11 protein-coding genes are annotated in these 16345 nt (G+C 63.7%); 4 read left to right on the forward strand and 7 right to left on the reverse strand.

What is annotated here, in order from left to right:
• Window positions 1-18 precede the first annotated feature (18 nt).
• Complete coding sequence (panB, locus tag ACY48M_RS03565) at window positions 19-852, reverse strand: 3-methyl-2-oxobutanoate hydroxymethyltransferase (RefSeq protein WP_462818857.1); 834 nt, start codon at window positions 850-852, stop codon at window positions 19-21.
• A 25-nt stretch (window positions 853-877) separates the two neighbouring features.
• The gene (locus ACY48M_RS03570; protein ID WP_462818858.1) at window positions 878-2614 is read right to left on the reverse strand and encodes an NAD+ synthase; all 1737 of its coding nucleotides are present in this window, start codon (window positions 2612-2614) and stop codon (window positions 878-880) included.
• A 70-nt stretch (window positions 2615-2684) separates the two neighbouring features.
• Between ACY48M_RS03570 and glnA (ACY48M_RS03575) the strand changes: the two genes are divergently transcribed.
• The gene (gene glnA / locus ACY48M_RS03575; RefSeq protein WP_462818859.1) at window positions 2685-4022 is read left to right on the forward strand and encodes a type I glutamate--ammonia ligase; all 1338 of its coding nucleotides are present in this window, start codon (window positions 2685-2687) and stop codon (window positions 4020-4022) included.
• Between the two features lie 8 nt (window positions 4023-4030).
• Complete coding sequence (locus ACY48M_RS03580) at window positions 4031-6979, forward strand: bifunctional [glutamine synthetase] adenylyltransferase/[glutamine synthetase]-adenylyl-L-tyrosine phosphorylase (RefSeq protein ID WP_462818860.1); 2949 nt, start codon at window positions 4031-4033, stop codon at window positions 6977-6979.
• Window positions 6980-7087: 108 nt separating this feature from the next.
• Here ACY48M_RS03580 and glnA (ACY48M_RS03585) read toward each other — a convergent pair whose 3' ends face one another.
• Complete coding sequence (glnA, locus tag ACY48M_RS03585) at window positions 7088-8512, reverse strand: type I glutamate--ammonia ligase (protein ID WP_462818861.1); 1425 nt, start codon at window positions 8510-8512, stop codon at window positions 7088-7090.
• A 140-nt stretch (window positions 8513-8652) separates the two neighbouring features.
• Here glnA (ACY48M_RS03585) and ACY48M_RS03590 point away from each other — a divergent pair, with 140 nt between their 5' ends.
• Window positions 8653-9066, forward strand: coding sequence for an RDD family protein (locus tag ACY48M_RS03590; RefSeq protein WP_462818862.1), 414 nt, complete (start codon window positions 8653-8655; stop codon window positions 9064-9066).
• A gap of 18 nt (window positions 9067-9084) precedes the next feature.
• On the opposite strand, the gene ACY48M_RS03595 is transcribed toward ACY48M_RS03590, so the two are convergent.
• A complete protein-coding gene (locus ACY48M_RS03595) occupies window positions 9085-9810 on the reverse strand; it encodes a DUF4191 domain-containing protein (protein WP_462818863.1) in 726 nt (241 codons plus the stop codon).
• 126 nt (window positions 9811-9936) lie between these two features.
• On the opposite strand from ACY48M_RS03595, the gene ACY48M_RS03600 reads away from it, so the two are divergent.
• Window positions 9937-11460, forward strand: a complete 1524-nt coding sequence (locus tag ACY48M_RS03600) for a protein kinase domain-containing protein (RefSeq protein WP_462819250.1) — start codon at window positions 9937-9939, stop codon at window positions 11458-11460.
• Here ACY48M_RS03600 and sucB read toward each other — a convergent pair.
• The 3 genes from sucB to ACY48M_RS03615 all read right to left on the reverse strand — a co-directional run bounded on the left by sucB (window position 11457) and on the right by ACY48M_RS03615 (window position 16335).
• Complete coding sequence (sucB, locus tag ACY48M_RS03605; protein ID WP_462818864.1) at window positions 11457-13331, reverse strand: 2-oxoglutarate dehydrogenase, E2 component, dihydrolipoamide succinyltransferase; 1875 nt, start codon at window positions 13329-13331, stop codon at window positions 11457-11459. The genes ACY48M_RS03600 and sucB overlap by 4 nt on opposite strands.
• Before the next feature lie 52 nt (window positions 13332-13383).
• Entirely contained in the window at window positions 13384-14757 is a 1374-nt protein-coding gene (gene lpdA, locus ACY48M_RS03610; protein ID WP_462818865.1) for a dihydrolipoyl dehydrogenase, read from the reverse strand.
• A 90-nt stretch (window positions 14758-14847) separates the two neighbouring features.
• Complete coding sequence (locus ACY48M_RS03615) at window positions 14848-16335, reverse strand: leucyl aminopeptidase (protein WP_462818866.1); 1488 nt, start codon at window positions 16333-16335, stop codon at window positions 14848-14850.
• Window positions 16336-16345: the final 10 nt, after the last annotated feature.

Below are 16345 nucleotides of genomic sequence, written 5' to 3' on the forward strand. Positions count from 1 at the left end.
GGTGTGCGTGGGCGGGCACTACTCGTAGGAGTGCTCCGGGCCCGGGTAGGTGCCGGATTCCACGTCCGACCTGAATGCGGTGACAGCGTCGCTGAGCACCGAGTGAAGATTGGCGTACTGCCGCACAAAGCGGGGGATGCGTCCATCGCTCATGCCAGCCCAGTCGCTCCAGACGAGCAGTTGACCGTCGACATCCGGGCCGGCACCAACGCCGATCGTTGGAATTCTCAGCTCTTTTGTGACGAGGGCTGCGGAGTCTGATGGGACCATCTCGAGCACGACGGCGAACGCCCCGGCATCTTCGACGGCGTGAGCGTCGGCGAGCAACTGGGCGACCTGGTCGCCACGCCCTTGAATCATGTGCCCACCGAGGCCGTGCTCACTCTGCGGGGTGAAGCCGATATGCGCCATGACGGGGATACCGGCCGACACGATGCGACGAATCTGCTCAGCACTCCGCTCACCGCCCTCAAGCTTGACGGCGTGAGCCCCGGTCTCCTTCATGAAGCGGAATGCCGTGTGCAGCGCCTCGTCCGGTCCCGTCTCGTAGGAGCCAAACGGGAGGTCTGCGACCACAAACGCCCGTTTCGCCGCGACGGCGACAGCGCGAGCGAGTGGGATCAGCTCATCAGTCGTTACCGGAAGCGTCGTGTCATACCCGAAGACCGTATTGCCCGCCGAGTCGCCCACGAGCAAGAAGTCGATGCCGGCTTGGTCGAAGATCTTTGCCGAAAGATAGTCATAGCTCGTGAGTCCGGTGATGCGGATGCCGCGTTCCTTCGCCGACTGAAAGTGGCGGGTGCGCACGCGCTTGACAGGGGGCTGGGCAGCAGCGCCGTCGGTTTCGCTCATGGTGTCACTCTAGGCCGTGGGCGAATCACTTCGCCCGGCTTGGGCGATACGTCACGGGGAGGCGCCGGTCGCGGCCGAAGGCCATTCCCGAGATCTTCGGGCCGATGGCACCCTGGCGGCGCTTCCACTCCGCACGGTCAACCAGGGTCGTGATGTGGTCGACGATCTCGGCGTCGAAGCCGAGGGCGACGACATCCGCTGCGCCGAGCTTTCGCGTGACATACGCGTCGAGAATGCCATCGAGAATCTCATACGGCGGGAGTGAATCTTCGTCGACCTGGTCGGGCCGGAGCTCGGCCGATGGCGGTTTCGTGATGGAGTTCTCCGGCACGGGCGGTGTCTCGCCACGCGACACGGCGTGTTGATTGCGCCACTCGGCCAGCTCCCACACGAGCAGCTTCGGCACGTCTTTGATGGGGGCGAACCCGCCGACAGAATCACCATAGATCGTCGAATACCCGACGGAGAGCTCACTCTTGTTGCCGGTGGTGAGTACGAGGTGGCCGTGCGTGTTCGACAGGCCCATGAGAATGACGGCACGGACCCTCGCCTGCAGATTCTCTGCCGCGAGTCCCGTGAGGTCGAGTTGCGTTTCGAACGGCGTCACGAGCTCAGCAATCGCCTGCGTTTCATAGTGCAACCCGAGGCGCTCGGCGAGGTCATCCGCGTCGGAGCGCGAGTGATCAGACGACCACCGGCTTGGCATTGAGACCCCGTGCACCCGATCGGGGCCGAGCGCATCGACGGCGATTGCCGCGCAGACGGCCGAATCGATACCACCGGAGAGGCCGAGGATGACGCTCCTGAAGCCGTTCTTGGCGACATAGTCGCGTAACCCGAGCACGAGCGCGTTCCAGAGCTGTTCGCGGTCATCGGGAAGCTCGGCGACGTCGCGACTGAGCTCGGGCTTCGGCGCGTCGCTCGTGTCGAGCTCGATGCGATGCACAGCAGGGGGGAGCGAGGCATCCGTCGCATTCTCCGCGTCGATGTCGAGCACGAGAAGGTGCTCCTCGAACTGCGGCGATCGCCCGAGGATGGCGCCCGAACCATCGACAACGACACTGTCACCATCGAACACGAGATCGTCTTGTCCACCGACAAGATTGACGTAGGCGACGACCGTGTTGGTCTCGATGGCGCGTCGCGTCACGAGCGGGAGACGCACCTCATCCTTGTCGCGTTCGAACGGCGAGCCGTTGAGCACCACGAGGATTCCGGCATCAGCCTCGAGTACGCGAGAGACCGGCCCGCCATCTCGCCACAGGTCCTCGCAGATGACAACGGCAACATCGATGCCGTTCAGTCGCACAACCAGGAGCTCTTCACCCGGAATAAAGATGCGGTACTCGTCGAAGACGGAATAGTTCGGCAGATGATGTTTGGCATACGTGGCCTTGACGTGGCCGTGATGCAGCACGCTCGCGGCATTCCGTGCGATGGCCGTCGGCGCGTTGCTCGTGCCGAGCAGGCGGGGTGAATGCGGGCCATCGGGATGGCCGACGATGACCACCAGGTCGCCGAGCCCGTCGTCTTGGAGGCGCTTCGCGAGCGTCTCAACTGCCTCGACTGCGGCCGTGAGAAAGCTCGGCCGCGAAGCGAGATCCTCGATTGGATATCCCGTGACCGCCATCTCGCCGGCCACGAGCAGCTCCGCACCCTGTTCGGCAGCCTTCCGCGCCGCCTCGAGTACCTGAGCGGTATTGCCTGCAAGGTCACCGACGACCGGATTTGTCTGCGCGAGTGCCAAGCGAAGTCGTCCCATAGCCAGTAGCCTAATAGCGCACCGTCGGCCTGATTCAGTGGTCGAAACCAGCCGAAACCATGAGGGGCAAATGGACAAGCAGCGCGACTTCGTACTTCGTACCATCGAAGAGCGGGGCATCAAGTTCATTCGACTATGGTTCACCGATGTTGTCGGCACGCTGAAGTCGGTCGCGATCGCACCGGCCGAGGTTGAAGGCGCATTTGCCGAGGGTCTCGGCTTCGACGGATCAGCGATTGAGGGCCTCACGCGCTCGTATGAGGCGGACGTGCTCGCCCACCCGGACCCGGCGACGTTCCAGATTCTCCCGTGGCGTGGGGAAATCGACCCGACCGCTCGCATGTTCTGCGACATCATGACCCCAGACGGCCAGCCGGCGATCGCCGACCCCCGCAACGTATTGAAGCGCACGCTCGCCAAGGCGGCGGATGCCGGGTTCACCTTTTACACGCATCCCGAGATCGAGTTCTACCTGCTCAAGAGCTCCAAGTTTGGAGTCGAGGGCCCGGAACCTGTCGATGGTGCGGGCTACTTCGACAATGTTCCCGGTGGCACGGCGCACGACTTCCGTCGCCGTTCGGTGAGGATGCTTGAAGACCTCGGAATCTCGGTGGAATTCAGCCATCACGAGGCTGGGCCGGGCCAGAACGAGATCGACCTTCGTTATGCCGATGCGCTCACGACGGCCGACAACATCATGACGTTCCGCACCGTGATCAAGGAGGTGGCGATCGAGCAGGGCGTGTATGCGACGTTCATGCCGAAGCCCCTCTCTGACCACCCCGGTTCCGGCATGCACACGCACATGTCGCTCTTCGAGGGCGATGCGAATGCTTTCTATGAGGCCGGTGCGAAGTACCAGCTGTCGAAGACAGGGCGACACTTCATCGCTGGTCTCCTCAAGCACGCCCCCGAGATCACCGCGGTCACGAACCAGTTCGTCAACTCCTACAAGCGGCTGTGGGGGGGCGACGAGGCGCCGAGCTTCATCACATGGGGTCACAACAACCGTTCCGCACTCGTGCGGGTGCCGCTCTACAAGCCCAACAAGGGGCAGAGCGCACGCGTCGAGTATCGGGCGATCGATTCCGCATCCAACCCCTATCTCTCGTTCTCGCTCATGCTCGCTGCGGGACTCAAGGGCATCGAGGAGGAGTACGAGCTGCAGCCGGAGGCCGAAGACAATGTCTGGCAGCTGAGCGATGCTGAACGTCGTGCGCTGGGATACAGCGCGTTGCCCGCGAGCCTCGATCATGCCGTGTCGATCATGGAAGAATCCGAGCTTGTCGCCGAGACCCTTGGCGAGCAGGTGTTCAACTTCGTGCTTCGCAACAAGCGCCAGGAGTGGCGGGAGTACCGCTCGCAAGTGACGCCATACGAGCTCAGCCGCAACCTGGAGATGCTCTAGCCGACGCCATGGCTCGCGACCAACTCTCGCTGACCGAGCTCGCTCGTCTTGGCTTCGCTCAACTTGGCGAGGCAAAAGAGTCGCTCGGTGTTCTCGGCGCGGAGCGCGCGAGTGCGCTCCTTCCGTCGTTCGTGGTTGCAGCTGATCCCGATCAGGCACTCTCCTTTGTCATCGACCTCATCGAGCGTGCGCCAGTGGAGACGGCGGCAATCCTCAACGATGCGGATGCCACGCAGCGCCTGCTTCGGGTGCTCGGAGCTTCGTCCGGGCTCGGTGAGTTTCTCTGCAGGCATCCGGCGCATCTCGACGCCGTGGCGACGCCGCTGCACGGTCCGTTGGCGCCCGAAGAGTACCGTGCGGATCTCCTCGCGGCCGTCGAGGGCGTGTCGGGTGAAGAAGCGTGGGATGCGCTTAGGGTGCGGTATCGCCGCCATGTCACCGCGCTCACTGCATACGACCTCGGTCTCGGCGATCCGCTGATGGGTGTCGCCGAGATCACTGCGGCTCTCGCAGACTTGGCGGGGGCAGCGCTCGATGCTTCACTCGCGGCGGCGCGGAGCATGGTGTCGTTTCCGGCCGAGGAGGTGGCGGCGACCCAGCTCGCCATCATCGGCATGGGCAAAGCCGGCGCACGCGAGCTGAACTATGTGAGCGACGTTGACGTGATCTTCGTCGTTGATGGTGACGACACTATTGAGATCGGCCGGGCCGTCGAGGTCGGGACCCGACTCGCGGCGATGACGATGCGCGGCATCGATGATCTCGCATCCGAGCCTGCCCTGTGGGAGGTTGACGCCAACCTCCGCCCGGAGGGCAAGGCCGGTGCGCTGGTGCGAACACTCGAATCACACCTCGCGTACTACGAACGCTGGGCGAAGAGTTGGGAGTTTCAGGCGCTCCTCAAAGCGAGGCGTTTGGCTGGCGACGATGCGCTCGGCCAACGCTACGAGGCAGCGATCCGACCCCTCGTGTGGCGGAGTTCATCGCGCGAGAACTTTGTCGACGGCGTGCAGAAAATGCGAGAGCGGGTTACAGAGCATATTCCGACTGACGAGGTCGACTACCAGCTCAAGCTCGGCCCTGGCGGCATCCGGGACATCGAGTTCACGATCCAGCTCTTGCAACTGGTCCATGGCAACGCCGACGAGTCGGTGCGCCAGCGTGGCAGCCTTGCCGCCCTTGCCGCCCTCGCCGAGCAGGGGTACATCGGCCGCGCGGAGGCGGCCGAGTTCGCGCACGACTATCAGTTCCTGCGCGTACTCGAGCATCGCTTGCAGCTCAAACGGCTCTCGCGCACGCACCTCATGCCTCGCGACCCGGAGGCACTGCGGGTTCTCGCGCGCGCTTCCGGTCTCGCGACGACAGCGGCGGGAATTGTCGAGCAGTGGTCGGCGCGCAAGGCGACCGTGCGCACCCTTCACGAGAAGCTCTTCTATCGCCCGCTGCTTTCGGCGGTCGCGGCGTTGCCAGATGACGGGCTCGCACTGAGTAGCGAGCAGGCAGCCGCCAGGCTTGCAGCGATCGGCTTCGTCGACCCGCGGGGCGCACTCTCGCACATCGCTGCCATGTCAACGGGAGTTTCGCGACGAGCGCAGATTCAGCGGAACCTGCTGCCGGTGATGCTGCAGTGGTTTGCCGAGGGCACAGACCCCGACTACGGGCTGCTTGCGTTTCGCCGGCTGAGCGATGAACTGGGGGAGTCGTACTGGTATCTGCGCATGCTGCGCGACTCCTCGGGTGCTGCGAAGCGACTCACTGCGGTGCTGAGCGGTTCACGGTACGTTGGCGGTCTTCTCGAGCGGCTGCCAGAGTCAGCAGCGTGGCTCGAAAACGATGAGGAACTGCGCCCGCGATCAAGTGCGCTGCTGCGCGAGGAGGCGTCGGCGCTGCTTCGACGACACTCCGACCCTGGCACCGCGGCCCACGCGCTACGGTCCGCTCGAAGGCGCGAAGTCCTCCGTGTCGCACTCGGCGCCATCCTCGACCTCGTCAAGGTCGAAGAGCTCGGTATCGCCCTCTCGGACATCAACACGATGCTCCTGCAGGGTGTGCTCTCTGCGGTGCGTGGACCCGACGACGATGGGATCGAGTTCGGCATCATCGCGATGGGTCGCTATGGTGGCGCGGAGCTTGGCTTCGGCTCTGACGCGGACGTGATGTATGTCTACCGGGCCACAACCGCGGACGCGGCTGCAGCTCAACGACGGGCCGACGCGATTGTGGCCGATATCGTGCGGTACACGGAAGACCTTCGGTTGCCATTCGAGCTTGATGCAAATCTTCGCCCGGAGGGTCGAAATGGGCCGATCACGCGGTCACTTGACTCCTATCGTTCGTACTATGCGCGCTGGTCGCTCACCTGGGAGGCCCAGGCGCTCCTGCGCGCGAAGGGTGTCGCGGGCGACGCCGCGCTCCTTCGCGATTTCGAATCACTTGCCGACACTGTCCGCTTTCCGACAGACATCGCTGAAAAGGATGTCCGCGAAGTCAAGCGCATCAAAGCGCGGGTCGAGTCGGAGCGTCTTCCCCAGGCTGCAGACCCTGCGCGGCACTTGAAGCTCGGCCGCGGCTCCCTGAGCGATGTCGAGTGGTTTGTTCAGCTCATTCAGCTTCAGCACGGTGCCGAGGTCGCTGGGCTCCGCACGTCATCGACGCTTGGTGCACTCACGGCGGCCGCAGAACACGGCTATGTGTCGGCAGCGGACGCGCACACACTTCGCGAAGCATGGATCATCGCTTCGCGCGTCCGGTCGGCCATCACCCTCTGGTCGGGCAAGACCTCAGACGTGCTTCCGACCGACCGGCAGCAGCTCGACGGCGTCGCGCGGCTGCTTCGGTATCCGCCCGACTCGGCGTCGCAGCTTGAAGAGGACTACTTCAGAACGACCCGGCATGCGAGATCCGTGTTCGAAAGGGGCTTCTACGGCACGTCCACGCCGTACGAGCCGACGATCTGAGCGATTCCATCCCGCCTCTTCGTTCGACCGTTGCGAGTGCCGACGTGTTCGACCGACGAAAAAGGGCCGCAGGATCTGCATCCTGCGGCCCTTCAACGATCGAAGCGATTACACGCCGTAGTACAGCTCGTACTCGATCGGCGTCGGACGCATCGCGGCGGGAAGGATCTCCTTCTCGCGCTTGTACGAGATCCAGGTCTCGATGAGGTCCTTCGTGAACACGTTGCCGTGAAGAAGGAAGTCGTGGTCGGCCTCAAGCGCGTTGAGCGCCTCGGCAAGACCCACGGGAACCTGCGGGATGTTCTTTGCTTCCTCTGGCGGGAGCTCGTACAGGTCCTTGTCGATCGGCTCGTGCGGCTCGATGCGGTTCTTGATGCCATCGAGACCGGCCATGAGCTGGGCCGCGAATGCGAGGTACGGGTTGCCTGAGGCATCCGGTGCGCGGAACTCAATGCGCTTTGCCTTCGGGTTGGTGCCCGTGATCGGGATGCGAATGGCAGCCGAGCGGTTGCCAGCCGAGTAGACGAGGTTGACGGGCGCCTCGAAGCCGGGCACGAGGCGACGGTACGAGTTGAGCGTCGGGTTCGTGAAGGCGAGCACGGAGGGAGCGTGCTTGAGGAGGCCACCGATGTACCAGCGCGCAAGGTCGCTGAGCCCGCCGTAGCCGGCCTCGTCGTAGAAGAGCGGCTTGCCGTCATTCCAGAGCGACTGGTGCGTGTGCATTCCCGAACCGTTGTCGCCGAACAGTGGCTTCGGCATGAACGTCGCCGTCTTGCCCCACTCGTTCGCCGTGTTCTTGACGATGTACTTGAACTTCAAGATGTCGTCGGCCGCGTGGACCATCGTGTCGAAGCGGTAGTTGATCTCCGCCTGGCCGCCGGTGCCGACCTCGTGGTGCGCACGTTCGAGGATAAGACCAGCGTCGATGAGCTTGAGGCTGATGTCGTCGCGAAGGTCAGCCTGCTTGTCGACCGGGCTTACGGGGAAGTAGCCGCCCTTGTACGGGGTCTTGTTGCCCAGGTTGCCACCCTCTTCGACGCGGCCCGTGTTCCAGGCGCCCTCTTCAGAGTCCACCGTGAAGAAGCTTGCGTTCTGCTTCGTTTCGTAGCGCACATCGTCAAAGATGTAGAACTCGGCCTCGGGAGCGAAGAACGCGGTGTCTGCGATGCCTGTCGAGGCGAGGTACTTTTCGGCCTTCTTGGCAACCTGACGGGGGTCGCGCCCGTAGACCTCGCCGTTGCGCGGGTTGAAGATGTCGAAGACCATAATGAGGGTCTTCTCGGCGCGGAACGGGTCGAGATACGCCGTCGTCACGTCGGGGATAAGCTGCATGTCCGACTCGTGGATCGAGGCGAAGCCGCGGATCGACGATCCGTCGAAGAGCTGGCCGTCGCGGAAGAAGTCCTCGTCAACAGTCGAGGCCGGGATGTTGAAGTGCTGCTGGACACCGGGCAGATCGGTGAAGCGAATATCAAGGAACTTGACGTCGTTTTCCTTGATGTACTTGAGCACCTCGGACGAATCGTTGAACATGCGATTGACTCCAATGGGCGAGGGGTTGATCAAAGGCGACTGCAACTGCAGCCATGAGGAGGCTAGTTGCGGGGGGTTTCTCCATGGTGTCGCTTTTGTTTCGTCAATGTTACGCGTCCGCCGATGCGTAAACTTGTGGGATGCCCGACACCATTGTGAGCCGACCGAGCAACAACGACTGGCCGGGCCATCGTCTGGGGCTGCCGGAGAGCGGGCCTCGATCAGTTGCTCGTCCGCTGCGGCGCATCGCCGCGATCGCAATCGACTTCGCGATCGCAGCGATGCTCTGGTCGCTCTTCTTTCGCGATGAACAGTGGGCATCAACGCTGATCTTCATCGGCATGCAGATACTGTTCATTCCGCTTCTGTCGGGGAGCATCGGGCACGTCGCGCTCGGGCTCCGTGTTGTGCCCGTGACCGGCGGCTGGGTTGGCGTTTGGCGACCAATTGTGCGAACGCTTCTGCTGGCATGTCTCATCCCAGCGCTCATCTGGGACGCCGATCAGCGAGGTCTCCACGACAAGTTCGCCGGGACGGTGCTTGTGCGGGTGTAGCGGTCCGCGGAGATGCGCTCAGCGTGGACGCGGCGCGCGCACCTTCAGCGGGTCGATCCCCTTCGGAATCGCGAGTCCGCTCTTGCTGCCGAGCGACGTAATGCGATTGTTCACGGCATACACTTCGGCCTTGCTGAGCTTCTTCTTGAAGGTGCCGAGTGTCTTCGCGATCTTGTGCAGCGGCACTGAATCTGCGTCAGGGCCAACATGAAGGATGTTGATTGGCACGTTGGGCAGCACGCGTGCGACTTTGCGTCGTTCATCATCGAGCATCCGGGTTGTGCGTGAGCGCGGGCCTTCGCCGATCAGTGCGACGCCTCCTCGGCCGACCGCGCGGTAGACAGCATCCTGGGTGCGAGGGCTCACCGCGACGGGCATCTCGCTGGCCGTCCAGCCGCGACGGAGCGAACTCTTGAGTACGGCTCCAACAGCACCAGGCTGGCCCTGGATCTGGCTGTAGGCAGCACGCTCGGCACGGCGACTCAGCACGATGAGGAAGACGAGGAGCCCAGCGAGAAGACCGGAGATAGTCCACAGGATCAGCCCGAAGATGCTGCCACCCGAGATCAAGACGCCTGCCACGATAATGATCACAGTTGGGGCGAGGAACCCGAGGAGCATCCACCACACCGATGCGGGGTCGTGGCGCTTGGTCATCTTGAAGACCTGATACATCTGCTTGATGCGGCCGGGCTCCTTTGGAGCCTTCGGTGCCTTCGGGGTGCTCTTGTCGCGTCGTGCCATGCCTCAAGGATAGGCCCTGTGGCGGAGCATCCCCTCCTCCAGTCGTGGGCGGATTGCGCACGCTGCACAGGCCGCGACCTCTGACGAGCCGGCGAACGTTGCCGCATCGAGGATCATGGCGTGGGAATGATCGGTGGCTACAAGCTCGTACGCAGGCTCGGCGTCGGAACGCGGGCTGAAGTGTGGTTGGGCACGCGGGAGGACGACGACATTACTCGTGCTCCTGGCAGTGTCAATGGCGTGGCAGCGTGGTCGGGACGTGCTTCGGCGCCGATGGTCGCGCTCAAGGTGTTTCAACCAGAGGCCGACCCACGCCAGGTCGACGCCGAGATTGACATGCTCTCGGCCGTCGAAAGCGAGCACGTCGTGCCAATTCTCGATACCGCCATGGAGCATGATCGTCGTCTGTGTCTCATGCTGCCGCGGCTCGACCCGGCCGGCGTCTCGCGCCACCTCTCATCGACGGTGCTGACTCCTGGAGAGTGCGTCACCCTCGTCGTGCCACTTGCCAGAGCGGTTTCTGCCATTCATTCTGCCGGGTTTGCCCACGCCGATCTCCAGCTATCGAAGGTGCTGCTCACGGAGTTCGGGGCGCCCGTGCTCCTCGGCAGTGGGCACGCGGTCAGGGTGGGCACCCCGGTCTCACGCCTCGTCCGGAGAGAGAGCGAAGCTCTCCTGGACGATCGCCGTCGCCTCGCGGCGATGGCGCTCGCCATCGCCGAGCGAACCCTTGAGCCGCCGATTGAGCTCACAGAGTATGTCCTCTGGCTCCGGGGTGAACCGTGGCGAAACCCCGATTTCACCACTGAACTCGAGGAGCGATCCTTCGGCCTTGCGCGGGCGGTTCCACTCACTGGGCAAGATTCGAACTCGACGTCAGCAGTGCTGGCTCCTGATCGAGTGGTGATCGCAAAGGAACTCAGCGATGGACCGCCCGGATCGCGAGCTCGTCGCACGAGCGGGCTTCCCGGTGTGGGCAGCAATCGTGTGATGTCACTCCCACACGTGGCTGAAATTACTCGAACGCTCCAGCGCGGTGTGGGGGCCGTTGCCGCGGTGCGCCTGCGGTTCAAGATTCTCGCCATTGTTGCAGTGGTCGTGGCGGCTGGCACCGGGGTGCTGACTGCCACAGCGTCGGAGGGGGAAGCGTCGGGGGCAGCAGCGTCGGGGGCGCAGGCAAGCGTTGATGCAAAGACAGACCCTTCCACAGGCTCGAGCGACAGCCAGGGGGCGTCCGGCACGGGCGCCGTCGCGGACGCTCTCGCGCTCGACAATGACGATGTGATCACTGTCGCGCCACTGCTGCTGGCCGCTCGGGAGGAGTGCCTCAGGATTGCATCGACAGAATGCCTCGAGAGCGCTGTTCAGCTTCACTCCGCAGCCTGGCAAGACGACGCGGTAAGTATTGCCGAACAGCGCGGTGGTTCTCGGGCCTACGTGCCGTTCTGGGTCGAGGGGAGCACCGTGTCGCTCGTCGATGCGATGGGTGATGTTGTTCTTCTGCGCATAGATCGTGGGGCTCATGCCGACGGTGACGCCGCAGGCCACCCCGAATCAATCAGTGACGATGGTGCGAAATCGACTCCGGCCTCGGTTTTGATGATCAGAACCGAGGCCGGATGGAGGATTCGTGATGTATTCGACTCCTAGATACCGAGGGAGCCGCCGAAGTCGCCGGCCTCGAGTCGCTGCTTCACCGAGACGAGGAAGCGGGAGGCATCCGCACCGTCGATGATGCGGTGATCGTATGAGAGCGCGAGGTACACCATGGATCGGATCGCAATTGCGTCGGTCCCGTTGTCGCCGACGACCACCGGACGCTTGGTCACGATGCCGGTCCCGAGGATGGCCGACTGCGGCAGGAACACCACAGGAGTGTCGAAAAGCGCTCCGCGCGAACCGGTGTTTGTGAGAGTGAAAGTTCCACCCGCAAGCTCGTCGGGCTTGAGCTTGTTTTCGCGCGTGCGCTCGGCGAGGTCGGCGATCTCCTTGGCGAGACCGGCGATATCGAGCGATCCCGCATCTCGGATAACGGGAGTCAGCAGGCCTCGCTCGGTGTCGACGGCGATGCTCATGTTCTCTTGCGGCGGGTACACGATGTTCTCACCGTCGATCGTCGCGTTGATGATCGGATAGGCGCGAAGCGCCTCCGCCGCCGCGAGTGCGAAGAATGGCAGGAACGAGAGCTTCGTGCCGGTCTTTTCGAGGAACTCGTCTTTGACCTTGGAACGGAACGCAGCGACCTTCGTGACGTCAACCTCGACCACGGTCGTGAGCTGCGCCGACGACTGCATCGAGATGACGGCCCGCTCAGCGACAACCTTGCGGAGCCGTGTCATTGGCACGGTTGTTCCGCGAAGCGGCGAAGACTCGACGCTCGCTGGTGCGGCGGCAGTCTCTTCCTTCTGCGCTGGAGCGTCCGCTGCGGGCGAGACCGCAGCAAGCACATCCTCTTTGCGGATGCGTCCACCGACGCCGGTCCCGGTGACGGTCGACAAGTCGACGCCCTGCTCGGTAGCGAGCTTGCGCACGAGAGGCGTGACGTAGCCGGCGTTGCCCGTCGATGCCGCGGGAACCGCAGCAGGAGCCGGTGGTGCGGCGGGTGCCTCGGGAGCCGCCGGCATCGATGCCTCGGTGGCCGATGCGTCCGGTGCCTCCGCTTCGGACTGCTGCTGGGGTGATGCCTCGGGGGGAGACTGCTGCTCAGTCGACGGTGCTTCGGCTGGCGCCTCATCCGCGGGCGATTCGTCGGCCTGTTCAGGCGCTGGAGCAGCAGCCTCCGGAGCGGCGGCTTCTGGGGCGGCGGCTTCTGGAGCGGATGCGGCAGAACCGATCCGGAGGAGTTCAGCACCGACCTCGATGGTTTCGTCTTCGGCGACGAAGATCTCCTGGACGACGCCAGCGATCGGCGACGGAATCTCCGTGTCGACTTTATCGGTCGAAATCTCAAGCAGGGGCTCATCAACTTCGACGCTGTCACCGACCTTCTTGAGCAGGCGCGTCACTGTGCCCTCGGTGACGCTCTCGCCGAGGGAAGGCAGGGTGACTGACTGTCCCTGCTGTCCGGCGGAGGGCTCTGGTGCCGTTTCGGCAACGGGCGCTGGCTGCTCAGTTTGAGCTTCCTGTGCGGGTGCCTCTTCGGTTGATGCTTCGGGTGCCGGTGCTTCACCCGCTGGTGCTTCAGCAACCGGTGCGGCGGCGGCTGGCGCCTCGGCCGCGGGGGCTTCGGTCGGTGCCGATTCCGTCTCAGCGGCAGGTGCCGGGCTGTTGTCGCCTCCACCGCTGCCATCGCCGATCCGCACGAGCGGAGCGCCGACCTCGACGGTCTCGTCTTCGGCGACGAGAATCTCTTCGATCACGCCGGCGATTGGCGATGGGATCTCTGTGTCGACCTTGTCGGTAGACACCTCGAGGAGAGGCTCGTCGACCTCCACTTGATCGCCGACGTTCTTCAGCCAGCGCGTTACCGTGCCCTCGGTGACACTCTCACCGAGTGCCGGGAGGTTGACGGATTGGCTCATCAGTGGTGCTCCTTAGGTGAATTCTCTGTACACAGCATAGTTTGGCGCTGACTCAAACGGCGTGAAGTGGCTTGCCGGCAAGGGCAAGGAATGCCTCTCCGAGCGCTTCGTGCTGAGTGGGATGCGCGTGCAGCAGCGGCGCGACATCTTCTGGGTGTGCATCCCAGTTGACAGCGAGTTGAGCTTCGCCGATGAGCTCTCCGACGCGAGCCCCGATCATGTGCACTCCGACGACCGGGCCATCGTTGACGCGAACAACCTTAATGAGACCGGATGTGCCGATGATGTGGCTCTTGCCGTTGCCGGCGAGGTTGTAGTCGTAGCTCGAGACCGAGTCCGCACCGTGGATCTCGCGAGCCTTCGCTTCAGTGAGTCCGACGGAGGCGACCTCTGGGTCGGAGTACGTGACCTTCGGGATGTTGGTGTCGCTGACAACGATTGGGTTCAACCCGGCGATCTCTTCGGCGACGAAGATGCCCTGCTGGAAGCCACGGTGGGCAAGCTGGAGTCCGGGCACGATGTCGCCGACGGCGTAGACACCGGGGACATTGGTGGCGAGGCGTTCATTGGTGAGAACGAATCCGCGATCCATCTCGATGCCGGCTTCTTCGAAGCCGAGACCGTCGGTTGCCGCGCCGCGACCGACGGCGACGAGAAGAAGCTCGGCCTCGATGGTGTCTCCGTTCTCGAGGGTTACAACCACACCGTCGTCGTTCTGGGTGACACCCTGGAAGCGCACCCCGATCTTGAAGTCGATTCTGCGCTTGCGGAAGGCACGCTCGAACTGCTTGCTGATGGCCTCGTCTTCGTTTGGCACGAGGTGGGGGAGCGCTTCGATGATGGTGACGTCTGCGCCCCAGGACTTCCAGACACTCGAGAACTCGACGCCGATCACGCCACCGCCGAGCACTGCGACCTTTTTCGGAACAAAGTCGAGCTCGAGCGCCTGCTCAGAGGTGATGACGCGACCGCCAATTTCGAGGCCGGGGAGCGTGCGTGAGTACGAGCCGGTCGCGAGGATTACGCTCTTGCCGGTGTACTGCGTGCCGGCGACCTCGACCGTCGTGGGCGAAACAAGCTTGCCTTCGCCCTCAACGACCGTGATGCCACGCATCTTGATGAGCCCGGTCAAACCCTTGAACTTGCTCGACACGACCTCCTGGCGGTACGCCGTGACGGCCGCGATGTCGATGCCGTCGACCGTCGCATTGACGCCGTACTTCGCCGATTCACGGGCGACGTCTGCGACCTCGGCCGAGTGCAGGAGCGCCTTGGTCGGGATGCAACCGACGTGAAGACACGTTCCCCCGAGTTTGTTCTTCTCAATGAGGACGACCGAGAAGCCGAGCTGCACTGAGCGCAGCGCCGCGGCGTATCCGCCACTCCCGCCGCCGAGGATTACTACGTCAAACGTCTGTTCGGGCACCCGTCAACTCCTTGTGGATGAGGATTGTGCGGGACCGCATCACTGATGCGGATGCGAGTCCAGCGGCAGATTCTTCGTATTCAAACCCTACTACGCCCTGCTAAATTCGATCGCCAGCTCGACGAGCGCGCGCACTCCGATCCCGGTCGGCCCCTTGCCGGTGAAGCCGAAGCCGCCACCGGAATTATTCGCCGTCCCAGCGATGTCGATGTGCGCCCAGGGAATGGACCGCTCATCACTCCCGGTGGTGCCGACGAACTCCTTGAGAAAGACACCTGCGAGCAGCATCCCGCCAGCGGAATTGCCGATGCGGGCATTCGCGATATCAGCGACGTCAGAATTCAAACCGCTTCTCAGCTCCTCGGGGAGCGGCATAGGCCAGAATCGATCGCCGACTCGGCCCGCCGCCTCGCAGACCTGCCCGACAAGCTCCTCGGATCCCATCACCGCCGTGTAGCGCGTGCCGAGTGCGACAATGGCGGCGCCCGTGAGCGTGGCGATGTCGATGATGGCGTCGGGGTGTGTCTCGCTCGCGGCGACGATCCCGTCCGCGAGCACGAGACGGCCCTCGGCATCCGTGTTCAGCACCTCAACGGTGGTGCCGCCTCGAATCGTGATGACGTCGTTTGGTCGCATCGCCTCACCAGACGGCATGTTCTCAGCGAGGCAGAGCCAACCAGAGAGGCGCACCGGCAGTCGAAGCTGAGCCGCGGCCTGGATCGCACCGAGCACACTCGCGGCCCCGGCCATGTCGTACTTCATGCCCACCATTGACGCCGCTGGCTTCAGCGATAAGCCGCCGCTATCAAAGGTGATGCCTTTGCCAACGAGAGCGAGGTGTGCTGCGGCACCGTCTGGCGCGTAGTCGAGGCGCACGAGACGAGGTCCGCGGGTTGACCCGCGACCGACACCGAGGAGACCACCAAAGCCCTCTGCCTCGAGGTCAGTCTCAGCGAGGACAGTGACGACGACGGGCAAATCCTGGAGAGCCACCTTTGCAGCGTCAGCGAAGGTCTCTGGATAGAGCTCCCCAGGGGGCATATTGACGAGGTCGCGCACGAGCCCCATTGCTGTCGAAAGGGCCTCGGCTCGGTGGATCGCGTCACTCGAGTCGAGTGATGATGCGACCACGATGCTCCGTGCTGGCAGCTTTGCCTTGTCTCGGGTTCGGCCTTTGGCTTCGACATAGGTGTACGCCCCAATCGCGGCGCCTTCGAGTACGGCAGTCAACGCGTCCTCGGAGTCAACGGGCAGGTCGAATGCGAGTGTTTCAACACCGAGCAGCGTTCGCGCGGCAGCCCCGGCAGCCGAGCGCAAGTCGTCGATTGTCGGCACGCCTTTGCCGAGTCCGACGAGGGCAATGCTTGAGGCTGCAATTCCGTCGCCAGGGAGGCGGGTGATCTCGTCTTTGGCTCCCGAAACGCCGATCGCTTGGAGGGCGTCTCCCAGGTGATCGAGTGCCGCCATCCCGGTGACGATAGTCGGGCCGTCGTCGGTGGAGGCCACGCCGACGACGAGGACGTCCGCATCGATCGATTCGGCCGGGGTGTCAACGACGGTGAGGGAAGGTGGAGTCATCCGGCAATGC

This window comes from Homoserinimonas flava (genome assembly GCF_054969005.1).